Genomic DNA, 22,640 nt, shown 5'->3' on the forward strand with positions numbered 1-22,640 from the left:
TCCTCTCTGCGTCGGCGCTACGTCACCGCGCGAGCGCAGGCACCGTACGGGGACGCACCACGAACCAGAGCGCGCACACGGACACGTTCGAGCAGCCGAGCATCACGATACCCATCGGCGCGGCGCTGGCGACGCCGAGCAGACCGACGAGCGGCGAGATGAGTCCGGCGATCGCGAAGTTGGATGCGCCCTGGAGCGATGCCGCCGTTCCGGCCTCGGCACCGTGCCCGTTCAGTGCGAGCACCTGCACGCAGGGGAATCCGAAGCCGCACGAGGCGATGAAGAACCAGAGCGGAACGATGACGCCCCAGATGCCGAACGTGCCGGTACTGCCGAGGATCACGATGAGCGCTGCAGCGATCGTCATCGTCGCGGTCGAGACAGCGAGCACCCACTGCGGGCCGACGCGTTTGGCAAGGCGGGCGGCACTCTGCACGCCGATGATGATTCCGACGGAGTTGACGGCGAACAGCGCGCCGTACTGCTGGGCGTCGAAGTGGTACACCTTCTGGAACACGAACGAGCTCGACGACAGGTACGAGAACAGTCCGGAGAAGTTCATCGCGCTGACGATCACGATTCCGACGAACACGCGGTCGCTGAGCACCGACTTGAACCGTTGGCCCACGCTGGAGTGTCCAGAGGCGAGGCGCGCCTCCTTGGGGCGCGTCTCCACGATCCAGAGGGTCAGGCAGACGAGCATCACGGCGCTGTAGGCGGCGATCACCCAGAAGATCCCCCGCCACGGCATGATCAGCAGCAGTTGCGACCCGAGCACCGGCGCGATGACCGGGGCGAGCCCGTTCACCAGCGCGAGGCGGGAGAGCATGGTCACCAGGCGGTGTCCGCTGAACAGGTCGCGCACCATGGCCATGGCGACGACACCGGATGCTGCGGCGCCGAGCCCCTGCAGCAGGCGGAACAGGCTGAGCAGCTCCACGTTCGGAGCCATCGCGACACCGAGGGACGCCAGGATGTGCACGGCCGTGGCGAGGATCAGCGGCGTGCGCCTGCCCACCTTGTCGCTCCACGGCCCGACGATCAGCTGGCCGAGACCGAATCCCACCGTCGTCGCCGTGAGCGTGAGTTGGATGATCGCGGTCGAGACGTTGAAGTCCGTCTCGAGCCTCGGCATCGACGGCAGGTAGGTGTCCATCGTGAACGGTCCGAGCGCGGTGAGCGCGCCGAGGATCAGGATGTACGAGACGCGCTTGCGCGTCGGCAGTGCATCTCCGGGGTGCACGACGGACGACGGCAGCGTCACCGGCGAGCGCCCGTTGCGCCGGGCCGGACGCTCGATGGTCGGGATGCCGCCGGTGGGCATCCCCGCTGTCACGCCGATGACCGGGATGCCTGCGGTGCGAGCGACATCGAGATCGTCGTCCACGGGACGCGGCGCGGCGGAACCGCGACGGGCGGCGCGCTGCGCGGGCTCGTGGAGGTCGGATGCACGCACGTCGGTGCGGCGTGCGTCTGGCTGGCGGAGGTCGGGCGCGGGACTGACTTCGGTCACCGGGATGGGCTGAGTGGCTGTAGACATGGGTGTTCTGCGGTCGATTTCGTGCGAGGCGTGGTGTGCGAGACGTGGTGCGTGCGGCGGAGTGCAGCCGCGCCGGGGTGCACGGGCGCGAGGTGCGGCATCCGCTCGGCGCTCGAAGGTTGACGGGTACATGGCCCGCTCGAGGCGGCCGACGACGTGCGAGATGTGCGGTGCGAGTTGCGAGTTGTTCGGGTCGAGAGGCGAACCGATTCCGATTCCGGGAACGAGGTCGCTACGAACTCGAATCGATTCGAAAAAAGTCTATCGGATGCGGGCTGAGGAAATGCCAGGCCTGGCACATATTCGAGAACCCAATGGTCGACCTCGGGCAACGCGATGAAGCCGTGCCCAGCCAGACGGCGCGCAGCGAAGCGGCACCACCGCTGGGAACCTCACTCGGGGTCGGCGAGGATGCCCTGTCCCGGTACGAGCGCGTTGCGCTCCCCCGCGTCCGCCGCCGCGGCGAGCGCGTCGGCCGCATCCGCGCCGCGCTCGAATGCGGCGAGCAGACCGCCGAGGAACGAGTCCCCGCTTCCGGCCGGGAAACGTCCGAGGCGGGTCGCAGGGGCCACAGCGCTCGCGACCGTGCCGATCAATGCTGCCGAGCCGGCGACGCCGTCGGTGATCACGACATCCGCTCCGTAGCGCTCTCGCACCGCATGACACGCGTCGTTCGCGCTCGCGAGTTCGACACCCAGCAGCTCGGATGCCTCGCGCCGGTTCACCTTGATCAGGTCGGCGTGCTGCGCGGTCGCCAGCAGCCCTGCGCCGGATCCGTCGACAGCGACGCGGGCACCCGCCGTCCGCAGGTCGCCCAGCAGCTCGCCGAGCCCGGCGAGCGGAACGCCGGACGGAACGGATCCGGACAACGCGACCCACGGAATCGGACGCCGGGCGACCGCCTCGGCGACGGCGATGCGCGCTGCGGCGGCGAAGGCATCCCACTCGCCTGCGTCGAACTCGGTCGCCGGCTCGTACAGGTCGGTGCTGGTCGCGGATTCGGCACTCTCAACGACGGCGATGCAGGTCCGCGTCACACGAGAGAGCGGAACGACGACCGTCTGCACGCCGTCCGCCGCGAGCATCGACGCCAGCCACTCCCCGGTCGCCCCGCCCAGCGCGGCGACGGCTCGCACGTCGGCGCCGAGCGCCGAGGCGGAGCGCGCCACGTTGAGCGACTTGCCGCCCGCCACCCTGGTGACCGCGAACGGTCGTGTGATGTCGCCGACCTTGAGCTCGTCGACCTCGTACGTGACGTCGAGGCTTGCGGAGAGCGCGAGCGCGATGATCATGATTCCAAGCCTAGATTTCGTCGTCTTCTGGCGCCCTCCGCGAGTTCGTTCGAGCAATGATCTGCGCGTACCGCTGGCGCATGTCCGACGGGATTGCCGTTGACCATCGATGACCGGTTGCGCACTCTCGCCCGGAGAAACGCGCACTCTCGCGGAGAGAAGGGGGCACTCTCGCGTGGAGGAAGGGGCACATTCGAGTGAAGGAAGGGGCACTCTCGCGGAGAGAAAGGGGCACTCTCGCGCGGAGGTACGCGCACTCTCGCGGGTGCGGGAGCGCAGCCCGCGCCGGGGTCAGCGCTGAAGGGCCGTCGGGTCGGCGATGAGCCGCGTGAACGCCAGTTCGCCGGCACCCACCGTGAGCACGTCTGCACCGAGCTCGGAGCGCACGATGTCCACCTGTTCGGCGGATGTCGCCAGCGACTGCGCGCGCACCTCGCTCTCGAGCATTCCCGGTGCGGCGTCGTGCAGCGCGCCCAGGAATCCGCCGAGCACCACCAGTCGCGGGTTGAGGATGTTCACCGCGTTCCGGATCGCTATCGCCAGATACCGTACCTGCCGCTCGACCTCGGCGCGTCCTGCTTCGTCGAGCTGCTTCATCGCGTCGTCCAGGTGCTCTGGATCGGCGACACCGAGCGCCTCGAGGAGCCTGGCCTGCGAGACCTCTGTCTCGAGGCATCCGATCGCGCCGCAGTGGCATCGGCCGCCCGCGGAGTTGACGAGCGTGTGGCCCAGCTCGCCCGCGTAGCCGAAGCTGCCAGTGAGGGGCAGCGCGTGGGTGATCACCCCGCCGCCGATGCCGCCCGCTCCGCCGTTGAGGTAGATGAGATCGTCGATGCCGCGTCCCGCCCCGAAGAGATGCTCGGCACCCGCGCCGAGGCTCGCGTCGTTGGCGACCACGGCCGGAAGGCCCGTGGACTCCTCGAGCAGTGCCGCGAACGGTTCGTCGACCCACTCAAGGTGCGGTGCCAGCCGCACGACGCCATCCGCCTCGCGCACACTTCCGGGGACGGCCGCCCCGATCCCCGTGACACGGAGTCCGGTATCGATGAGTGCCTTGAGCCCGTCGAGGAGCGCGGCGACGATGCGCGCCGCCTCTTGAGCGGTCGGCGGCGTGGCGGTCGCATGCCGCACCTGCCGATGCACGGTGCCGTCCAGGCCGACGACCCCCACCGTCACGCCGTCCACCTCGGGATTCACGGTGATGACGACGACGTCCGGATTCGCGCGAACGACCGGGCTGGGACGGCCGACGCCCGTCGACTCCCGCGGCTCCGTCTCCGAGACCAGGCCCATCGCTGCCAGCTCTGCGACGAGCGCACCGATCGTGGACCTGCTGAGGCCCGTCGCCCTGGTCAGTTCGGATCGGGACCGTCCGGGAATGCCGTGCACCAGCCGCAGCACCGTGCCGAGATTGTGCTGACGCACCCCGTCGAGATTGCTCCCGAGGGGAGGGCGTACAGGCACGGTTTCGGGCAGCGCCGCCGGTAGTGCTTCGGTCACCCCGGCAGCCTAACGGTATTCACGTTCGGAGGCCGAACTTATTGCCGGCATGCCAGCAAGGCCCTCAATCCCATCGGTGAGGCCATCGGGCCGGCGATCAAGGTGCAGGTTCCCACGCCCGTGGTAGCGTCTCGCCGTGGTACTCGAGGTTGCCGTCCCGGTGCGCGGCGAGCCCCGTCCCGCTTCGCTCTACCTGCCGGACGGCGATGTCGCAGGAACGATCGTCTTCGTCCAGGGAAGCGGACCGGGAACCGCAGGCGGTTTCCCGTCGTTGGGCGCGAGATTCGCGTCGCTCGGAATAGCGTGCCTGATCGTCGAGAAGGTCATGGACGGCTACACGAAGCTCCGTCGCGACTACGACACGCTCGCCTGCGACGCGCGCGACGCATTGGTCTGGGCGCACTCGCGGCCCGATCTCGAGCGCAGACCCGTGGCGCTCTTGGGGTTCAGTGAGGGCGGCTGGGTCTCCACCAAGGCCGCTGCTCTCGCCCCGGAGCTGATCGATCTCCTCGTCCTGTGCTCATCTCCGTTGACGACGCCGCGCGCGCAGACCGCCTACCACCAGGCGAACGCGGATCCGGGTTCGTCGCGAACGATGCGTCGGATCCGATACGGCCTGGCGTGGGCGATCATGTCCCTCGCCGACTACGGCGACTGCGACGTCATCCCGCTCCTGCGCTCCGTCCCGGTCCCTGTGGTCCTCGCCGTCGGCGCCGACGATCCGACCATCGACGTGGGTCTCGCCCGAGACGTGTTCGTGCGCAACCGCCCGCACGATCCGGCACCGTTCATCGTTTCGGAGAGCGGCCATCACCTGATGCGGAATGGACCTCCGCCGTCGCCACCCTCATCGCCGGCTGCGAGGTCGTGCGCTCGGACTGACCCCTGTCCTCGCTTGCGCTGAGACCGACCTGACGTGCACAACCGCCTGGTGACAGCCGCGTGACTGCGCTCCGCAACAACGCTGAGGACGGTGGGTAGACCCACGTCCACCCACCGTCCTCAGCACTCTGCCAGCGACGCGTCACTCCGGGATGCGGCCGCTCTCCGCGAGCTGGGCGTACCAGGCCGCGCTGTCCTTCGGCAGGCGCTCGAGCGTGTCGTAGTCGACCCGCACGATGCCGAACCGCTTGGAGAAGCCGAATCCCCACTCGAAGTTGTCCATCAGCGACCACACGAAGTAGCCGCGAAGGTCGACGCCGTCCTGCAGCGCCCGGTGCACGGCGGTGATGTGACGACGCAGGTAGTCGATGCGCTCCGTGTCGTGCACGGCGAGGCCGCTCTCGTCGTGGGCCACGACATCCGCGAAGGCAGCGCCGTTCTCCGTGACCATGAGCGCCTGCTCGGGGAACTCGTCGCGCAGCGAGGTGAGCAGGTCGTAGAGGCCGGACGGCTCGATGTTCCAACCCATCTCGGTGTAAGGGCCGGGCTGCTCGAGGAACTCGACGCGATCCGCGCCCGGCCACGGCGAAGCACCGACGTCCTTGTGGCCATCGGCGTGCTGACGCTCTCCGCGGCCGTCCCAGAGACGCACCCGGTTCGTCGAGTAGTAATTGACGCCCAGGATGTCGATCGGCTGGTTGATCGTCTCCAGGTCGCCCGGCTGCACGAACGACCAGTCCGTGATGTCCTTGGTGTCCTCGAGCAGGTCCGCCGGATACTCGCCCTTCAGCATCGGATACGTGAAGGCCCGGTTGCCGAGAGCATCGATCTGCCGCGCAGCCTCGATACCCGTGTCGCCCTCCGGACGGATGACGTGCAGGTTGAGCGTCACCGAGTACTGGGCGTCATCGTTGGAGACGGATGCACGCAGCGCCTGCAGCGCGAGCCCGTGACCCAGGTTGAGGTGGTGCACAGCTCGCAGCGCGTCCGCACCATCGGTGCGGCCAGGAGCATGCGCGCCCGACGCGTACCCGAGGTACGCGGAGCACCATGGCTCGTTCAGCGTGGTCCAGACGGCGACGCGGTCGCCGATCCGCTCACCGATGGCCGCCGCGTAGTCGGCGAACGCGTAAGCGGTGTCGCGGTTCGGCCAGCCGCCCTCGTCTTCGAGCGTCTGCGGAAGATCCCAGTGGTACAGGGTGGCGACGGGCGTGATGTCGCGTTCGAGCAGGCCGTCGACGAGGCGGGAGTAGAAGTCTGCACCCGGCTTGTTGACCGCGCCGCGACCGTTCGGGATGACACGCGGCCACGCGATCGAGAAGCGGTACGCGTGCAGACCCAGCTGCTTCATGATGTCGAGGTCGGAGTCGAGCCGATGGTAGTGGTCGTCGGCCACGTCTCCGGTGTCGCCGTTCCACACCTTGCCGGGAGTGTGGCTGAAGGTGTCCCAGATGGACGGCATGCGGCCGTCTTCCTTGACGGCGCCCTCTACCTGGTACGACGCGGTCGCCGAACCGAACACGAACGAATCGGGGAACTGCAGACCGCTGTCGCGGTAGTCGTCGCTGCCTTGTGTCATGTTTTCCTGCCTGAACGACGCGCGAGCGCGGCACGGACGCGGCGTCTTGGTTGGTGTCGGAGTAGAGGTAGGGCGCGCAGAGAGCGCTCTTTCTCCCCGGCCACCATATAGGCGATTGAGGGGAGCGTCATGCGAACCGGTTCGCATGACCGACCCGATCGAGCCGGTGAGCGGCGAAGCCGCGATAGCGCGGGAACGACGCCTCTTAAGAAGAGAGGTCGAAACGATTCGGGTGCGGCTGCGAAACGCCCTGCGCCGACCCAGAGCTCCACCCCGTACGCAGTTCAGGCAGAGAGCCTGCCCGGCTGCGATATGCAGTCGGACAGGCTCTCTGCCTGAAGTAGCAACAGAGGGTGGGGTGCTGGCCAACGGACGGCCAGCTGGCACGAAGACGCTCCGGGCCGATCTGCTGACTACCAGGTGCTAGGCGTCGAGTCGAGCGGTACCGGCGCCGGGCGCTCGACACTGCTGGCGATCTCGACGACCGAATGCGACTCGGCGGCGCGCAGGATGCCATCCATCACCTCGAGCACGTGGAAGGCCAGGTCACCGCTCGCCCGGTGCGGACGATCGGTCTCGATGCCGCGAGCCATGTCGGCCAGTCCGTATCCGCGTCCGGAGTCCGCCCACCCGGCCGACACCGGAATGGTCTCCCACTCGCGGGTCGCCGCCGGCGCGATCTCCACATCGCCGTCGAATCGATTGGGATCCGGAACCGACATGGTTCCCTCGGTGCCGAACACCTCGAAGAGCGGTGCGCGCGACTTCCAGACGTCGAAGCTCATCGTGATGGTCGTCGTCAGCCCGTTCTCGTGCTCGAGGAGTGCGCTGACGTGGGTGGCGACATCCACCGGGATCGCGGTGCCCGCCAGCAGACCCGTCGCGACGGAGCGCTCGCGCGCCGATGTCGTGGCGACACCGGAGACACGAGCGACCGGACCGAAGAGCGTGACGATGCTGCTCAGGTAGTAAGGGCCCATGTCGAAGAGCGGGCCGCCGCCCGGCTGATAGTAGAAGGCCGGCGCCGGATGCCACAGCTCGTGACCGGGAGCGCTCCAGTGGATCGCAGCTGCGATCGGCTGCCCGATCGCCCCGTCGTCCAGTGCCTTGCGCGCCGTCTGGATTCCCGTGCCCAGCACCGTGTCCGGCGCACTGCCGACGCGCAGCCCCTTTTCGGCGGCGAGCGCCAGCAGCGGCTCGGCCTCGGCGGGGTTCAGCGCGAGCGGCTTCTCGCCGTACACGTGCTTGCCCGACTCGATGGCACGAATGCCGATGGCCGCGTGCGCCTGCGGAATCGTCAGGTTGAGCACAGCGTCGATGTCGGCATCCGACAGCAGCTCGTCGACGGTGAGTGCACGCACCCCTTGCTCGGCCGCGACCTCGCGAGCGCGCTCCTCGTTGACGTCTGCGACGGCGACCAGCTTCAGGTTCGGCAGGTTCGGGATGTGCGTGAAGTACTGGTTGCTGATGTTGCCGACGCCGATGACGCCCAGACGCAGAACGCCGGCTTCCTGCTCGCTCACTCGCCGGACTCCTCTTCCTCGTCGTCACCTGATGGGAACGTGCCTGACCTGACGTCGGCGGCGCTCGGTGCAGGCTGGCCGGATCCGCGCGCAGCCCAGAGCAGGCCGCGCTCGATGATGCCGCGCACGTTCGGGTCGTCGACGACCTCGAGCTTGTGGCCGGGCGCCGACACGAAGATGCGGCCATCGCCCCACAGGCGCGTCCAGATCGCCGGAGCGGTGACCGGACGGTGCCACGCATCCCACGGGCGCACGCTCTGCGTCGTGGTGGCGAGCACGTCGTTCAGCTCGTCGCTCAGCACCCAGTACTGCTCGGTGACGAGGTCGAAGTCGGCGACGCCCGCGGTGATCGGGTGCACCTTGCCGAGCTCGGTCATCTGCACCGTGTACGGGATGTAGTTGTCGGCCTGCTCGCCTGCCAGCTGATCCTTGGGGGCCCTGTTCGCGTGGTGCGCGAACTGGCCGCCGATCATGTGCAGGTAGTCGGCGTTGTTCCGGTACGAATCGGCGATGCCGCCGTGCCATCCGCCCATACCCATGCCGTTGCGCACGGCACGGTCGAGGCCGGCCATCTCCTCGCGCTCGATGGTGTTCATGGTGTTGATCTGCACGAGCAGGTCGACGGTGTCCATGTACGCCTCGTCGGTGTAGATCGCCGGGGATTCCTCGATGCGCACCTCGAAGCCGTTCGCTTCCAGGAACGGCACGAAGGAGTCGGTGGTCTCGACGGGCTCGTGCCCGTCCCAGCCGCCGCGCACGATGAGCGCGCGACGTGTTGCGTCAGTCATGTTTCACTTTCGTTGTTGTATCAGGCCGCCTCGGGGCCGGCTCATAGTTTCCAGTACCTATGACCGCTGAGACGGCGGTCAGCGCTGGGCCCCTCGAGCCGGTACCGGGCGGCGCTGTTCCGCCGTCCGGCCGAGCAAGAGGGAGGGTCGCGGCGAAGGCCAGAAATGGCCTTCGCTCATAGCTCCACCGTGCGACTTTGCGAGAAGGCCGCGTCGAAGGCCTCGGCCGGCGGTGTGATCGTGGCGAGCTTGCGCACGAACTGCAGCGCCTCGGGTCCGCCGACGAGACGATCCATGCCCGCGTCTTCCCACTCGACGCTCGTCGGGCCGTCGTAGCCGATCCAGTTGAGGGTGCGAAAGATGGGCTCCCACGGCACCTCGCCGTGTCCGGTGGAGACGAAGTCCCAGCCGCGACGCGGGTCTCCCCATGGAAGGTGGGATGCGAGGCGCCCATTGCGGCCGTTCAGCTGCGTGACCGACTCCTTGCAGTGCACGTGGAAGATCTTGTCCGAGAAGTCCTGCAGGAAGGTCACCGGATCGATCTGCTGCCACACGAAGTGCGACGGGTCGAAGTTGAAGCCGAAGGCGTCGCGGTTGCCGATCGCCTCCAGGGTGCGCTTCGACGACCAGTAGTCGAATGCGATCTCGCTCGGGTGCGGCTCCAGCGCGAACCGCACGCCCACCTCGTCGAACACGTCGAGGATGGGGTTCCAGCGGTCGGCGAAGTCCTGGTAGCCGTCCTCGATCATCGAGTCGGGAACAGGCGGAAAGCCCGCGATGGTCTTCCAGATCTTGGATCCGGTGAACCCGGTGACAGTCTTCACCCCGAGTGCCGCAGCGGCGCGGGCCGTCGTCTTGAGTTCCTCGGCGGCGCGCTGACGCACGCCCTCCGGATCTCCGTCGCCCCACACGTGCGGCGGCACGATGTCCTCGTGCCGCTGGTCGATCGGGTCGTCGCAGACGGCCTGGCCGACCAGATGGTTCGAGATGGTGAAGACCTTCAGCCCGTTGCGCTCGAGGATCTCGAGACGGTTCGCCACGTACGCGGGATCGGTCGCAGCGCGATTGACGTCGAGGTGATCGCCCCAGCTGGCGATCTCGAGGCCGTCGTAGCCCCACTCACCCGCGAGGCGCGCCACCTCCTCGAACGGCAGGTCGGCCCACTGGCCGGTGAACAGGGTGATCGGACGCGTCATCGTCCTTCCTCCTTCGTCAAGAGATTCATCGTGTGCTTTGCTGAATGATCGTCAGCGCGCAGACGGGATGACCGTCCACGCGGACCCCTCGCCCGCCGACTCCTCCACCGCTGCCAGCACGCGCTGCACCTGCAGTGCGTCGTCGAACGACGGATGCGGCTGCTCGCCCGCCGCGATGTCGCGGACGAGGTCGACCACCTGGTGCGTGAACCCGTGCTCGTAGCCGAGCCCGTGTCCGGCCGGCCACCAGTTGGCGACATACGGATGCACGGGCTCTGTCACGATGATGCGGCGGAATCCCTGCGCCTCGGCGTCGTCCGATCCGTCGAAGTACTCGAGCACGTTCATGTCCTCGAAGTCGAACGCGACGGAGCCCTTGGATCCGTTGATCTCCAGCCGGATGGCGTTCTTGCGGCCGAGCGCGAAGCGCGTCGCCTCGAAGACGCCGAACGCGCCGTTGCCGAATCGCGCCGTGAAGGCCGCGGCGTCGTCGACCGTGACCGGTCCCTTGGCGCCGTCCGCGGATCCCTTGCCACCCAGGCCGACGAGGTCGCCGCCGACCGGACGCTCCGTCACGAACGTGTTCATGATCGCGGAGAGCCCGGTGATGTCGGAGCCGGACACCCACTGCGCCATGTCGATGATGTGCGCGCCGATGTCGCCGAGCGCGCCACTGCCCGCTTTCGACTTGTCCATGCGCCAGGTGAGAGGAGCGTCAGCATCGCTCAGCCAGTCCTGCAGGTACTGAGCGCGCACGTGGCGGATCTCGCCGAGCCGGCCCTCCCGCACGAAGCGACGGGCCAACGACAGGGCAGGAACCCGGCGGTAGGTGAACCCGCACATCGCGAACACCCCGTTGGCTGCCGCCTTGCGCGCGGCATCCGCCATGTCCTCCGCTTCTTCGACCGAGTTGGCCAGCGGCTTCTCGCACAGAACGTGCTTGCCGGCCTCGAGAGCGGCGATCGCGATCTCGCGGTGCGTGTCGCCTGGGGTGCAGATGTCGATGAGGTCGATGTCGTCTCGCTCGAGCAGTCGGCGCCAGTCGGTCTCGACGCTCTGCCAGCCCATCCGCTCCGCCGCCTCGGTCACGGCCGCCAGGTTGCGCCCGGCGACAGCGGTGAGTTGCGGGGCGAGCGGCAGATCGAAGAACCGGGGCGCGGTACGCCAGGCATGCGAATGCGCCGCCCCCATGAATGCGTACCCGACCATGCCGACACGCAACTGCGGCGTGCTGTCTGCCATCGCGACTCCTTCGTGGCGTTCTTGAGTGCTGTTCATCTCTGCGACGTCCGCGTCTCAGCCACTCATGCGCCGATACGCTCGCACGTCGTCTGTTCGTGCCGTGTCGGTCAGCCGTTCGCCGAATCTTCGTCCGATCGACTGCTGTACTTCAGTTGCGCTCGTAGTTGCGCAACTCAGGCGAAGCCAGAAGACACTGTTCGCTTGATCATCGCACCGGCGTACGCGGGAAGCAAGCGGAAGTTCGATGGCAAAGTTGCGCAACTATGACTTAGCATGTGCTCATGACCGATGGCGAGCCGCACCACGAGGCGCGAACGGGCGCCGAGGCCGCTGCGACCGCCTCGGGCGATCACGTTCGACGCTCCGGTTCTGGCCATCAGGCGCACACCATGGCCGAACTTGCGCGACTGGCCGGGACCACAGTGCCGACGGTCTCGAAGGTGCTGAACGGACGCTCCGACGTCTCCGTCGCCACCCGCGAGCGCGTGATGCGCCTCGTCGAGGAGACCGGCTATCGCCGGAGGCACCGCTCCGGCTCCCAGCGCGATCGCGAAACCGGGGGCCTCGTCGATCTGGTCATCAGCAAGGTCAGCGGGTCGTGGGCCAACCTCGTGCTCAACGGGGCCGAGCGGGCAGCGGCCTCCGCCGGCCTCGACGTCGTGGTCACCGTGGCACGACCGGAGCAGGATGCAGGTGCCGACTGGGTCGCACGCATCCTGGCTCGCAAGTCCCGAGGAGCGACCGTCGCACTGCTCAGCCCGAGTCGCACGCAGCTGCAGGTGCTCAGCGCTGCGGGCATCCCGCTGGTGCTCCTTGATCCCTCGGCGGACTCCGCATCAGGAGTGCCCAGCATCGGGACCACCGACTGGGCAGGCGGCTACGCCGCGGCCGCGCACCTGGCCGCACTCGGCCACCGCCGGGTCGGCCTCATCGCGGGATCAGGCGACTACCGCTACGGCCGCGCACGGGTGGACGGCTTCCGCGCCGGACTCGAACAGGCCGGCATCCCGCTCCCTGAGGAGCTCATCGAGAGCGCCGACTGGCGGAGAGAGAGTGCGGCAGTCGCTGCCGCACGGATGCTTGCGCTCCGGAAACGTCCGACCGCCCTGTTCGCGTGCTCCGACGAGATGGCGCTCGGCACCTATCAGGCCGCCCGGGCCCTCGGATTGGGGGTGCCGGACGACCTCAGCATCGTGGGGTTCGACGACCTTCCGGAGTCGGCGTGGGTGACCCCCGGCCTCACCACGGTGCGCCAGCCGATCGAGGACATGGCATCCGCCGCGATGCGCATGCTGCTGCGGCTGAGGGCCGGAGCGCCCGCCGGCTCGGCCCGTGAGGAACTGGCCACCGAGCTCGTCGTGCGCGAGTCCACCACAACGGCTCGGTAACGGGTTTGGCCGCACGACGGATCGTCGTATAGCGTGTGCGTGAGAGCGCTCCCACGACTTTCATCACATCTTGATTTCAGATGTCGACGACACGCCTGGAAGCCCCTCATAAAATGTTGACACGTCCAACAAAAGACTGAAAGATAACCAGGACGGCTGTGGAAGACGTGGCCCGGCCAACGCACCAAACCTGACATTCAACGACGAATCTCGATCGACGCCCCACGTCGGTCGGACGGAAGGGATCTGATAATGGCATCGGAATCCACTGGCGCAGCATTCACCCGACGGGGCTTCCTCGGCCTCGCGGGCGGCGTTGCCGCCACCACCCTCCTCGCCGCGTGTTCTAGCGGCACGAGCGGAAGCAGCAGCACAGGCGGCACGCTGAAGTTCTGGAACATGCCCTGGGGTGGAACGCAGTTCAACCCCACCGACAAGAAGATCACCCTGGCTTACAAGCCGGCGAGCGGTCTCCCGTCGGCCACCTACCAGGAGATCCAGTGGGCGAACTTCACCCAGACGTTCTCCTCCGCTGTGGCCTCCAACACGGGCCCCGCGGTGAGCTCCGGCGGTGGCACGCAGGCGTTCCAGTTCGCCCACCAGGGCAAGATCGCCTACGCGGACGACCTGATCAACTCGTGGGGCAGCAACGGCATCAAGGATGACTTCCTCGACGGCCTTCTCGACACGATGAAGACCGACCAGGGTTACGCGGCTGTGCCGTACAACCTGGACGTTCGCTGCTCGTGGTACAGCAAGTCGCTCCTGCAGCAGGCCGGCGTCGACGTGCCGACCTCGTGGGACGAGTACAAGGCAGTCTGCGCCGCTCTGAAGAAGATCGGCGTCTACGGCTTCGGTCTCGGCTCGGGAGCCGGTAACTTCACCGGCAGCCACATCCTCACCGCGTTCATGATCAACAACGGTGGAGGCCTCTTCAACTCGAAGAAGGAGCCCGACTGCGTCACCTCTGAGAACGAAGAGGCGATGACGTACGTGCTCGAGCTCGTGCAGAACGGCTACTCGGACCCGGCGGCGGCGACCTACACGAGCGCCAACGTTCAGGCCCAGTGGAACGCGAAGAAGTTCGGCTACGGCTGGGACGGCGCCGGACTGGGCGCCTCGGTGAACGCCGCTACGGCGAGCGATCTGGTGGTCGGCGACCCGCTGACGAGCCCGTCGGGCAAGAAGGGTGGCCTGTACTTCCCGAACAACATCATGATGTACAAGAACACCCCCAGCCAGAAGGGCTCGGAGGCGTTCATGACGTACTACTACAAGAACATGTCCAAGCTGTGGACGGACAAGACCGGCATCGGTCTCCCCCCGCTGAAGTCGATCGCGAACACCTCGGTGCTCAAGAACGACCCGGTGACGGTGAAGATCCTCGCCGACTGGAACCCCATCTACGGCACCTGGGCAGCCCCGGGCGGAAAGGGTCTGTTCTACAACATCGCCAACACGGTGGACGGCACGCAGCCGATGATCACCTTTGCGCAGTCGATCCTTGGTGGTAAGACGGATGCAAAGACGGCTCTGACCACGCTGCAGAACTCCATCGAAGGTTTGATGAAGTAGCGAGATGAATCCGGGTGGGCCCTGAGCGAGAGCCGGGGCCCACCCGTTTTCGCTAGTACCACCCTTTCTGAAGCTGTCGAAGGAGAAGCTCAATGTCGACCGAGTCCGTGACCGGCGCCCTGAAGAAGGCGCGGAACGGCGTGGGGGTCGCTGGAACGGGGCGTTCGCCGAGTACCGGCAAACGTGGCCGTTCCATTTCCCACACCTGGACCTTCCTGCTGTTCGCGCTGCCGTCACTGCTGCTGCTGATTCTGCTGAACCTGTATCCGGTGATCTACGCAGGCTGGCAGTCCACCCGTAATGGCGACCTCATCGATGCGGGCGCCTTCGTCGGGTTCCAGAACTACATCGACGTCGTGCAGCAGCCGGCGTTCTGGCACGCTGCCCTGTTCACTCTGGTGTTCACCGTCGTCGGAGTTTTCGGCAGCTGGGCTGCCGGACTCGGACTCGCGCTCCTGCTGCGCACCCGCATCCCGGCTGCCGGGCTCTGGAAGGTCCTGCTGCTTCTACCGTGGGTCGTTCCCACGGTCGTCTCAGCAACCAGCTGGAACTGGCTCGTGGCCACACCGCAGTCGCCGCTGCCGATGCTCGCCCAGGCCCTCGGGTTCGGCAATGTGCTGTTCCTGGCCGATCCGTTCCTCGCGCAGGTCACCGTCTGCGTGTTCAAGGTGTGGATCAGCTTCCCGTTCATGATGATGATGATGTCCTCGGCGCTGGCGTCGGTCGACACCAACGTGTATGAAGCGTCCAGAGTCGACGGCGCGGGAACGTGGCAGACGTTCACGCAGATCACACTGCCGATGATCGCCCGCACCACGTACGTGTCGTGGATCCTGATGACCATCTTCTGCGTCAACGACTTCCCAACGATCTTCCTGCTCACCGGCGGTGGCCCTGTCGGTGCCACGCAGTCGCTCGTGGTCCTCGCCTACGTGACCGTGTTCCAGAACTACCAGGTCGGTCCTGGTGTGGCGATCGCGTTCATCATGACCATCGTCCTCGTCATCATCTCGGTGCTGCTGTACCGCCAGACCCAGAAGGCGAACATCGAATGAGTACCGAAACCCAAACCCACCAGATCACCGGCGAACTCCACCTCGGAGTCGCGACCGGAAAACGTCGTCGGCTCGACGAACTCGGCGAACGCGGCAAATGGTGGCGCCTCCTGATCGTGCTGGTCATCACGGTTGTGGTGCTCGTGCCGATCGTCGCCGTCGTCTTCTTGTCGTTGACCCCCTCGCTCGGATCGAGCGCGACCGGGCTCACGTTCGAGAACTACGGTCAGGTCTTCAGCCAGACATCGGTCGGCACATGGCTGGCCAACAGCCTCATCGTGGCCCTGGTGACCGTCGTGATCGCCGTGATCGTCGCCGCTCCCGCCGGCTACGTGCTCTCCCGCGGACGCAACAAGCTGGTCTCCGGATACGCGCTGATCCTGTTCATCGTGCAGTCGCTGCCGGTCGTGACCGCCGTCATCCCGCTGTTCTTCCTGTTCGCGAAAATCGGACTGGTCGACAACCTCGCCGGCGTCACGATCATCTACATCGGATCGACCATGTCGGTCGCGATCTGGATGATGGCCGCCTACTTCGACTCCATCCCGATCACCCTCGAAGAAGCGGCATGGATCGATGGAGCAAGCGTCTTCGGCAGCTTCACGCGAGTCGTTCTGCGCAACTCGCTGCCCGGCATCCTCTCGACCGCGATCTTCTCGTTCCTGCTGGCCTGGAACGACTACCTCGTGGCCGTGGTGTTCCTGCGCAGCGACCAGAACTACACGCTCCCGATCGGTCTGAACACGTTCTTCCAACAGAACCAGACCAACTGGGGCCTCGTGATGGCGGTGGCCGTCATCATGATGCTGCCGCCGATCATCGTGTTCTCCGTGCTGAACAAGTACTTCAGTGTCGGAGGCATCGGAGGGTCCCTTGCCGGACGCTGACCTCAGCGCCGCTTCAGCGGAGAAGGGCGGTCGCGCAGCTCGCGCGGCCGCCCTTCCTGCACTGAGGGCCGCAATCGACCGCATCATTCCCGCGGATGCCTGGCCAGCCGGCTGGGAAGGCGGCGTGCGCGAGTACCTGACCGACGATCCGATCGCTGCCGACCGCGATCTCCTGTGGGCGTGGCCCGAGCTCCTTTCGCTCGCAGCGCGCCTCGACGACGAGGCACGGCGCACAGGCGCCGCAGACTTCGCCGCTCTTGGAGTGGACGAACAAGACGCGATCCTCGCGATGATCGAGTCCGGATCAGGCGCAAGGGCATTCGACGCACTGCGTCGGGTGAGCTGGGAGGGGTACTACGCGTCGTCGGATGGCAGGCATCCGGCAGGGCTCGACATGGTCGGCTTCCGCGGTGCGCCGGAAGGCGTCACCCCCATAGAGCCGGAACCACTGAAGACGGTCACGGCGGCGCAGGTGCACTCGCACTACGACGCCATCATCGTGGGCTCGGGTCCGGGCGGCGGTGTCGCCGCCCAGGTACTCACCGCCGCCGGCAAGCACGTGCTGCTCGTGGAGCGTGCTCCGTACCTCAGGGCCGACGAGATCCGAGGGGATCACCTGCACGGCAAACGCAATGCCGTGTACTGGCCGACCGTCGGTCCCGGGCCGGGGCATCCGCGGGTCGCTCAGACCCCGGACGGCGACCGGCTGATCGACGGAACCGGTGACGCGGGACTGTACGGCCTGAACGCCGACACGATCGGCGGTGGGACCCGCATCTGGCAGGGAATGGCATGGCGGTTCATGCCGGAGGACTTCCGGATGGCGTCGCTGTACGGCAACCCGGACGGCGCGAGCCTCGCGGACTGGCCCGTCTCGTACGACGAGCTAGAGCCGTACTACACGAAGGCCGAGTGGGAGCTCGGCGTTGCAGGCGAAGAGGGCGGGCTCACGTCTCGGACGCCTCGCTCCGCCGGATATCCGATGCCCGCGATGGGAACGGAGCCGTCGCGTGAGCTGCTCGGCTCGGCCGCGGACCGTCTGGGCTGGGGCTGGGGGCCGATTCCGCTCGCCATCAACTCGCAGCCCTGGGACGGCCGAGCCGCCTGCGTGCGCTGCGCTCAGTGCATCGGAAACACATGCCCTGTTGACGCGAAGAACGGCTCGCAGTCCACGTTCATCCCCCGTGCGATCGCGACCGGTCTCTGCGACCTGCTGCCCGACGCCGAGGTGGTCGAGGTGCGCGACGGCGTCGGCGCCGCCGGCGTGACGATCATGGCGGATGCCACGAAGCGCCCCGTCGAGCTCACCGTCAGTGCCGACGTGGTCGTCGTCTCGGCAGGTGCCGTCGAGACCGCCCGCCTGCTGCTCGCCAGCGGTCTCGGCAACGATCACGTCGGTCGCTACCTGCACGATCACCGCACCGCAACCGTGCTCGGCCACGCAGCCGAGCCCGTGAAGCCGTACATCGGACCAGGACACTCCGTCGCGACGCTCGACCACGTGCATGCGGCGACGGTGCCATGGGGCGGCGGCGTCATCGTCGACCTGATGGGACTGCTGCCGCTGACGTCGGCCGGGCAGCCGGGTCCCGGCACCCCGGCATGGGGTGCTCGCCACAAGGAATGGATGCGCGGCGGACGCGCGAACCTGTTCGGCGTGTTCGCGATGGGGCAGGAGATCCCGATGCCGACGTCCCGGGTGACACTGGCATCCGTGAAGGATCGCTGGGGTCGCCCTGGCGCAGCCCTGCGCAAGGAAGTGCACTGGACGAGCCAGCAGGTGGAGGACGGACTGGCCGTGCAGGGCGCAACGTGGTTGGCGGCCGCCGGCATCACGGACATCAGGCGACAGGGCGGTCCGGCAACGGCATCCGCCGCCGGTGAGCACTCGTGCGGAACCGCCCGCATGGGAACGTCGTCGGACAACTCGGCCACCGACCCTTACGGTCGTGTGTGGGGCAGCCACCGCGTCGTGGCCTGCGACTCGTCGCTGCACCCGACGAACGGCTCGGTGAACCCGACCCTCACGATCGTGGCGAACGCGTTCCGCGTCGCCGAGAACCTCGTCGCGGAGTGGCCCCGGTAAACGAACCACCCGCATTCGACGGATCATGAACAGGCGACACGAGACGGACAGCACCGCGGTCGCCCGAGACATCCGACTCCCGCAACACGGAAGGAACCACCATGACCGAGACCAGCGCGCGCTGGCACAACACGGCGCTGCCCGCCGCGGAGCGCGTCGAGGCACTCATCGCCGAGATGACGCTGCGCGAGAAGGTCGCGCAGCTCTACGGCGTGTGGGTGGCCTCGTCGCCGACGGGTGGCGACGTGGCGCCGTTCCAACACGACATGAATGAGGATGCGGTCGAGCTCGACGAGATCCTCCCCCACGGGCTCGGTCAGCTGACTCGGTCGTTCGGCTCCGCTCCTGTGGATGCCGCTGTCGGCGTCGTCTCGCTCGCACGCAGTCAGAAGCGCATCGTGGCGGCGAACCGGTTCGGCATCCCCGCCATCGCGCACGAGGAGTGTCTCGCGGGCTTCACCGCGTGGGGCGCCACCAACTATCCGGTGCCGCTGTCGTGGGGTGCGACGTTCGATCCATCGCTCATCGAGCGGGTCGCGAAGCGGATCGGCACCGGCATGCGGTCCGTCGGCGTGCACCAGGGCCTCGCGCCGGTGCTCGATGTGACCCGGGATCCGCGGTGGGGTCGCACCGAGGAGACCATCGGCGAAGATCCGTACCTCGTCGGCACCATCGCCACCGCCTACGTGCGCGGTCTGGAGTCAACGGGCATCGTCGCCACGCTCAAGCACTTCATCGGATACTCCGCATCGAAGGCCGCCCGCAACCTCGCGCCCGTGTCGATGGGACGCCGTGAGTTCAACGATGTGATGGTTCCACCGTTCGAGCTGGCCGTGCGCGACAGCGGCGTTCGCAGCGTGATGCACGCGTACACCGACGTGGACGGCGTGCCGTCCGCAGGCGACGAGACGTTGCTCACCGGACTGCTCCGCGAGACCTGGGGCTTCACCGGCACGGTGGTCGCCGACTACTTCGGGGTGGCCTTCCTCAAGACGCTGCACGGTGTTGCCGGCACCTGGGCTGAGGCAGCTGCTGCCGCGCTCAAGGCCGGTGTGGACGTCGAGCTGCCGACGGTCAAGGCGTACGGCGACCCTCTGGTCGCCGCGGTCGAGACAGGCGAGCTCGACGAGGCGTTCGTGGACCGTGCGCTTCGGCGGGTGCTGCTGCAGAAGGCCGAGTTCGGCATGCTCGACCCCGACTGGTCGCCGCTGCCGGACGGCTGGACGGATGCCGACCTCGCAGACATCGAGGCCGTGCGCGGCCGCATCCAGCTGGATACCGCCGAAGACCGCGCCCTCGCCCGCGAGGTCGCTGAACGCGCCGTTGTGCTGGTGCGCAACGACGGGACGCTGCCTCTGCAGGCGGCGACGGACATCCGCATCGCCGTGGTCGGACCACTCGCAGACGACCAGTTCGCGATGCTCGGCTGCTACTCGTTCCCGAGCCACGTCGGCACGCTTCACCCTGAGGTGCCGATCGGCATCGAGCTGCCCACCGTGCTCGAGAGCCTGCGCGCCGAGTTCCCGGGCGCCGTCATCGGCTTCGAGCCGGCGGTCAGCGTCGACGGCAAGGGTGACGGCGTCGCCGATGCGGATGCCGCAGGCATTGACCGCGCGATCGCTGCGGCCCGCGACGCCGACCTGGTGATCGCGGTGCTGGGCGACCACGCCGGGCTGTTCGGCCGTGGCACATCCGGCGAGGGATGCGACGCAGCGAGCATGCGCCTGCCCGGTCGCCAGCAGGATCTCCTTGACGCGCTCATCGAGACCGGAACGCCGGTCGTCGCGACGCTCGTCGAGGGACGCCCGTACTCGCTGGGATCCGCGGCGCAGCGCTCGGCAGCGATCGTGACGGCATTCTTCCCCGGGGAAGAGGGCGGACCGGCGATCGCGGGCGTGCTCAGCGGACGGGTGAACCCGAGCGGACGACTGCCCGTGAGCATCCCGTCGCTCGAAGGCGGTCAGCCTGCGACGTACCTCGCGGCCCCGCTCGCCGGACCAAGCGAGGTCTCCAACATCGACCCGACCGCGACGTTCCCGTTCGGGCACGGCCTCTCGTATACCTCCTTCGAGTGGACGGATGCCACGACCGACGCTTCCGAGACGACCACGTCCGGCGAGCTGACGGTGTCGCTCACCGTCACCAACACCGGTGGACGCGACGGGATCGAGAACGTGCAGCTGTATCTGCACGATCCCGTGGCATCCGTCGTGCGCCCGGTGAACCGTCTCGTTGGATACGCGAGCGTGCCGCTGGCGGCGGGCGCCAGCACTCGCGTGTCGTTCCGGGTGAGCGCCGACATCGCGGCGTTCACCGGACGGGACTACACGCGCGTCGTCGAGCCCGGTGACCTCGAGCTGCGGCTCGGTGCCTCGAGTGGCGACATCCGCTTCGGGTTGCCTGTCACGCTGACGGGTCCGCTACGCCGCGTGGATCACACGCGCACGCTGCGCGTCCCGGTCACGATCGGCTAGCGCGCCGTCGCCTGCGCTCTCCGTCGCGTGGGGTGTGCGTCCTTCGGGGCGCACCCCCACGCAAGGGTGCCCGTTCCGCCTCCCGAACGTGCCCGTTTCTCCTCCCGAGGGTTCCCGTTTCTCCTCCCGAACGTGCCCGTTTCTCCTCCCGAACGTGCCCGTTTCTTCTCCCGAACGTGCCCGTTTCTTCTCCCGAACGTGCCCGTTTCTTCTCTCGAAGGTGCCCGTTTCTTCTCTCGAAGGTGCCCGTCTCCTCTCTCGAGCGTGCTCGTGCCTCATCGCCTCAGGGGAGAATCCGTGAGCGCCTCAAGAAGCGAGCGAACGCATCCATGTTCGACAACTCGACGTTCGTCCAGCGCACGCAGGTCCAGCCCGTTGCCCGTTCTATGGCCGCCTGTCTCCTTTGCTGCGACACGAGGATCTCGTCCAGCGGACGGCCGCCCGTCATTCCGGGATCGAAGTACTTGGCTACGCCGTCGAATTCTCCGAACTTCTTGAGCTTCGGCCACGCGAAGTCCAGCCAGTAGGCATCTGGCCCGATGCGGACCGGATGCTGCAGCACCGGCGACGGCGCGCCGAGCAGCCGCATCCAGAACCGACTGATGCTCTCCCCCGGAAGCTGCGCACGAGGATCCGCGATCCTCACGATGTCTCTCGCCTGACGGATCCCTCGCGCGCCTGCGCCCGCGTTCACCCTCCGCCACAAATCGGATCTGAAGGCATCGGCTGCCTCGGTATCGACCATTCGACGGTCGTCATCCCATGCGACCAGCCGGAACGCCGCGTCGCACACGGCAATTGCACACTCCGGAGAGGTCTCGCGTATCACGTCGTATACGGTCCGGATCAAAGTTGTGACCCGAATGCCGTCCAGCTCCTCGGTGTCATCGTCGCTCAGTGGCACGTGGTGCCGGATGACATCCCCGCGGGACTTCTGCGGATTGACTCCGCGCGCGATGACATGCACGCAGTCATCCCTCACACCGACGACCGGGAGCCCGCGTAGCGCCGCCGCAGTCGTGGACGAGAAGATCGGCGGCGGACCGGCCGCCCGTGCCGCAACTGCGTGCGCCCTCGCTCGGATCCGTCCCGTCGGAAAAGCTTCGGCCCAACCCGCCGGATCGACGAACGCACCCGACCTCAAGCGAACGAGCGTTCCGGACTCCACCGCCCGATACAACCGGCGCTGCTCCGGCCGTGGCGCGGCGGCCGTGAGGTGTGTCGGCACTCTGTTGTCTGGCATCCGTCCACGATGCGGGAACCCCGCGTCGGCGGGGGCCCGGCGAAGGGAATCTGTGCACGAATGGGTGACTCACGCTGTGCGAGGAGGACGAGACGCGCCCGGCGGCGAAACGGGCACCCTCTGCCTGCGAAACAGGCACCCTCGAGCGGAAGAAGAGGCACCCTCGAGCGGAGGAAGAGGCACCCTCGGGAAGAGGAACCGGCACCCCCGAGCGGTGAAACAGGCACCCTCGGGAGGAAGAACGGGCACCCTCGGGCGGAGGAACAGGCACCCTCGGGCGGAGGAACAGGCACCCTCGGGCGGAAGAACGGGCACCCTCGGGCGGAGGAACAGGCACCCTCGGGCGGAAGAACGGGCACCCTCGGAAGGAGGAACGGGCACCCTCGGGCG

General features: G+C 67.5%; 16 protein-coding genes. 7 read left to right on the plus strand and 9 right to left on the minus strand.

The features are described 5' to 3' along the window. Nucleotides 1–22: 22 nt before the first annotated feature. The 3 genes from HII28_RS18395 to HII28_RS18405 form a co-directional block, all read right to left on the minus strand. Complete coding sequence (locus HII28_RS18395; RefSeq protein ID WP_240978391.1) at nt 23–1,540, minus strand: multidrug effflux MFS transporter; 1,518 nt, start codon at nt 1,538–1,540, stop codon at nt 23–25. A 392-nt stretch (nt 1,541–1,932) separates the two neighbouring features. After that, the gene (locus HII28_RS18400) at nt 1,933–2,832 is read right to left on the minus strand and encodes a PfkB family carbohydrate kinase (protein ID WP_170027324.1); all 900 of its coding nucleotides are present in this window, start codon (nt 2,830–2,832) and stop codon (nt 1,933–1,935) included. A gap of 291 nt (nt 2,833–3,123) precedes the next feature. Continuing rightward, on the minus strand, nt 3,124–4,332 hold the full coding sequence (locus HII28_RS18405; RefSeq protein WP_346769408.1) for an ROK family transcriptional regulator: 1,209 nt from the start codon (nt 4,330–4,332) through the stop codon (nt 3,124–3,126). 136 nt (nt 4,333–4,468) lie between these two features. On the opposite strand from HII28_RS18405, the gene HII28_RS18410 reads away from it, so the two are divergent. Continuing rightward, entirely contained in the window at nt 4,469–5,236 is a 768-nt protein-coding gene (locus HII28_RS18410; protein WP_170027325.1) for an alpha/beta hydrolase, read from the plus strand. A 120-nt stretch (nt 5,237–5,356) separates the two neighbouring features. On the opposite strand, the gene HII28_RS18415 is transcribed toward HII28_RS18410, so the two are convergent. The 5 genes from HII28_RS18415 to HII28_RS18435 form a co-directional block, all read right to left on the minus strand. Next, nucleotides 5,357–6,793, minus strand: coding sequence for a GH1 family beta-glucosidase (locus tag HII28_RS18415; protein WP_170027326.1), 1,437 nt, complete (start codon nt 6,791–6,793; stop codon nt 5,357–5,359). A gap of 413 nt (nt 6,794–7,206) precedes the next feature. Further along, on the minus strand, nt 7,207–8,316 hold the full coding sequence (locus HII28_RS18420) for a Gfo/Idh/MocA family oxidoreductase (RefSeq protein WP_346769409.1): 1,110 nt from the start codon (nt 8,314–8,316) through the stop codon (nt 7,207–7,209). Further along, nucleotides 8,313–9,104 (minus strand): ThuA domain-containing protein, encoded by a 792-nt coding sequence (locus HII28_RS18425; RefSeq protein ID WP_170027327.1) that lies wholly within the window; start codon nt 9,102–9,104, stop codon nt 8,313–8,315. The genes HII28_RS18420 and HII28_RS18425 overlap by 4 nt, the downstream gene beginning before the upstream one ends. Before the next feature lie 176 nt (nt 9,105–9,280). After that, nucleotides 9,281–10,300: a sugar phosphate isomerase/epimerase family protein gene (locus HII28_RS18430; protein WP_170027328.1), complete on the minus strand. Its 1,020-nt coding sequence runs from the start codon at nt 10,298–10,300 to the stop codon at nt 9,281–9,283. 51 nt (nt 10,301–10,351) lie between these two features. Then, on the minus strand, nt 10,352–11,542 hold the full coding sequence (locus HII28_RS18435) for a Gfo/Idh/MocA family oxidoreductase (protein ID WP_170027329.1): 1,191 nt from the start codon (nt 11,540–11,542) through the stop codon (nt 10,352–10,354). Nucleotides 11,543–11,823: 281 nt separating this feature from the next. Between HII28_RS18435 and HII28_RS18440 the strand changes: the two genes are divergently transcribed. From HII28_RS18440 to HII28_RS18465, 6 genes are all read left to right on the plus strand, one after another. Beyond that, a complete protein-coding gene (locus HII28_RS18440) occupies nt 11,824–12,930 on the plus strand; it encodes a substrate-binding domain-containing protein (protein WP_170027330.1) in 1,107 nt (368 codons plus the stop codon). A 252-nt stretch (nt 12,931–13,182) separates the two neighbouring features. After that, entirely contained in the window at nt 13,183–14,505 is a 1,323-nt protein-coding gene (locus HII28_RS18445; RefSeq protein ID WP_170027331.1) for an extracellular solute-binding protein, read from the plus strand. A 92-nt stretch (nt 14,506–14,597) separates the two neighbouring features. After that, the gene (locus HII28_RS18450) at nt 14,598–15,560 is read left to right on the plus strand and encodes a sugar ABC transporter permease (RefSeq protein ID WP_170027332.1); all 963 of its coding nucleotides are present in this window, start codon (nt 14,598–14,600) and stop codon (nt 15,558–15,560) included. After that, on the plus strand, nt 15,557–16,447 hold the full coding sequence (locus tag HII28_RS18455) for a carbohydrate ABC transporter permease (protein ID WP_170027333.1): 891 nt from the start codon (nt 15,557–15,559) through the stop codon (nt 16,445–16,447). The genes HII28_RS18450 and HII28_RS18455 overlap by 4 nt, the downstream gene beginning before the upstream one ends. Then, a complete protein-coding gene (locus tag HII28_RS18460; protein ID WP_170027334.1) occupies nt 16,434–18,533 on the plus strand; it encodes a GMC oxidoreductase in 2,100 nt (699 codons plus the stop codon). The genes HII28_RS18455 and HII28_RS18460 overlap by 14 nt, the downstream gene beginning before the upstream one ends. 101 nt (nt 18,534–18,634) lie before the next feature. Continuing rightward, nucleotides 18,635–21,007, plus strand: coding sequence for a glycoside hydrolase family 3 N-terminal domain-containing protein (locus tag HII28_RS18465; RefSeq protein ID WP_170027335.1), 2,373 nt, complete (start codon nt 18,635–18,637; stop codon nt 21,005–21,007). Nucleotides 21,008–21,290: 283 nt separating this feature from the next. On the opposite strand, the gene HII28_RS18470 is transcribed toward HII28_RS18465, so the two are convergent. After that, nucleotides 21,291–21,596, minus strand: a complete 306-nt coding sequence (locus HII28_RS18470) for a hypothetical protein (protein ID WP_170027336.1) — start codon at nt 21,594–21,596, stop codon at nt 21,291–21,293. Nucleotides 21,597–22,640 lie beyond the last annotated feature (1,044 nt).

The organism is Planctomonas sp. JC2975, from assembly GCF_012985205.1.
Lineage (GTDB): Bacteria > Actinomycetota > Actinomycetes > Actinomycetales > Microbacteriaceae > Humibacter.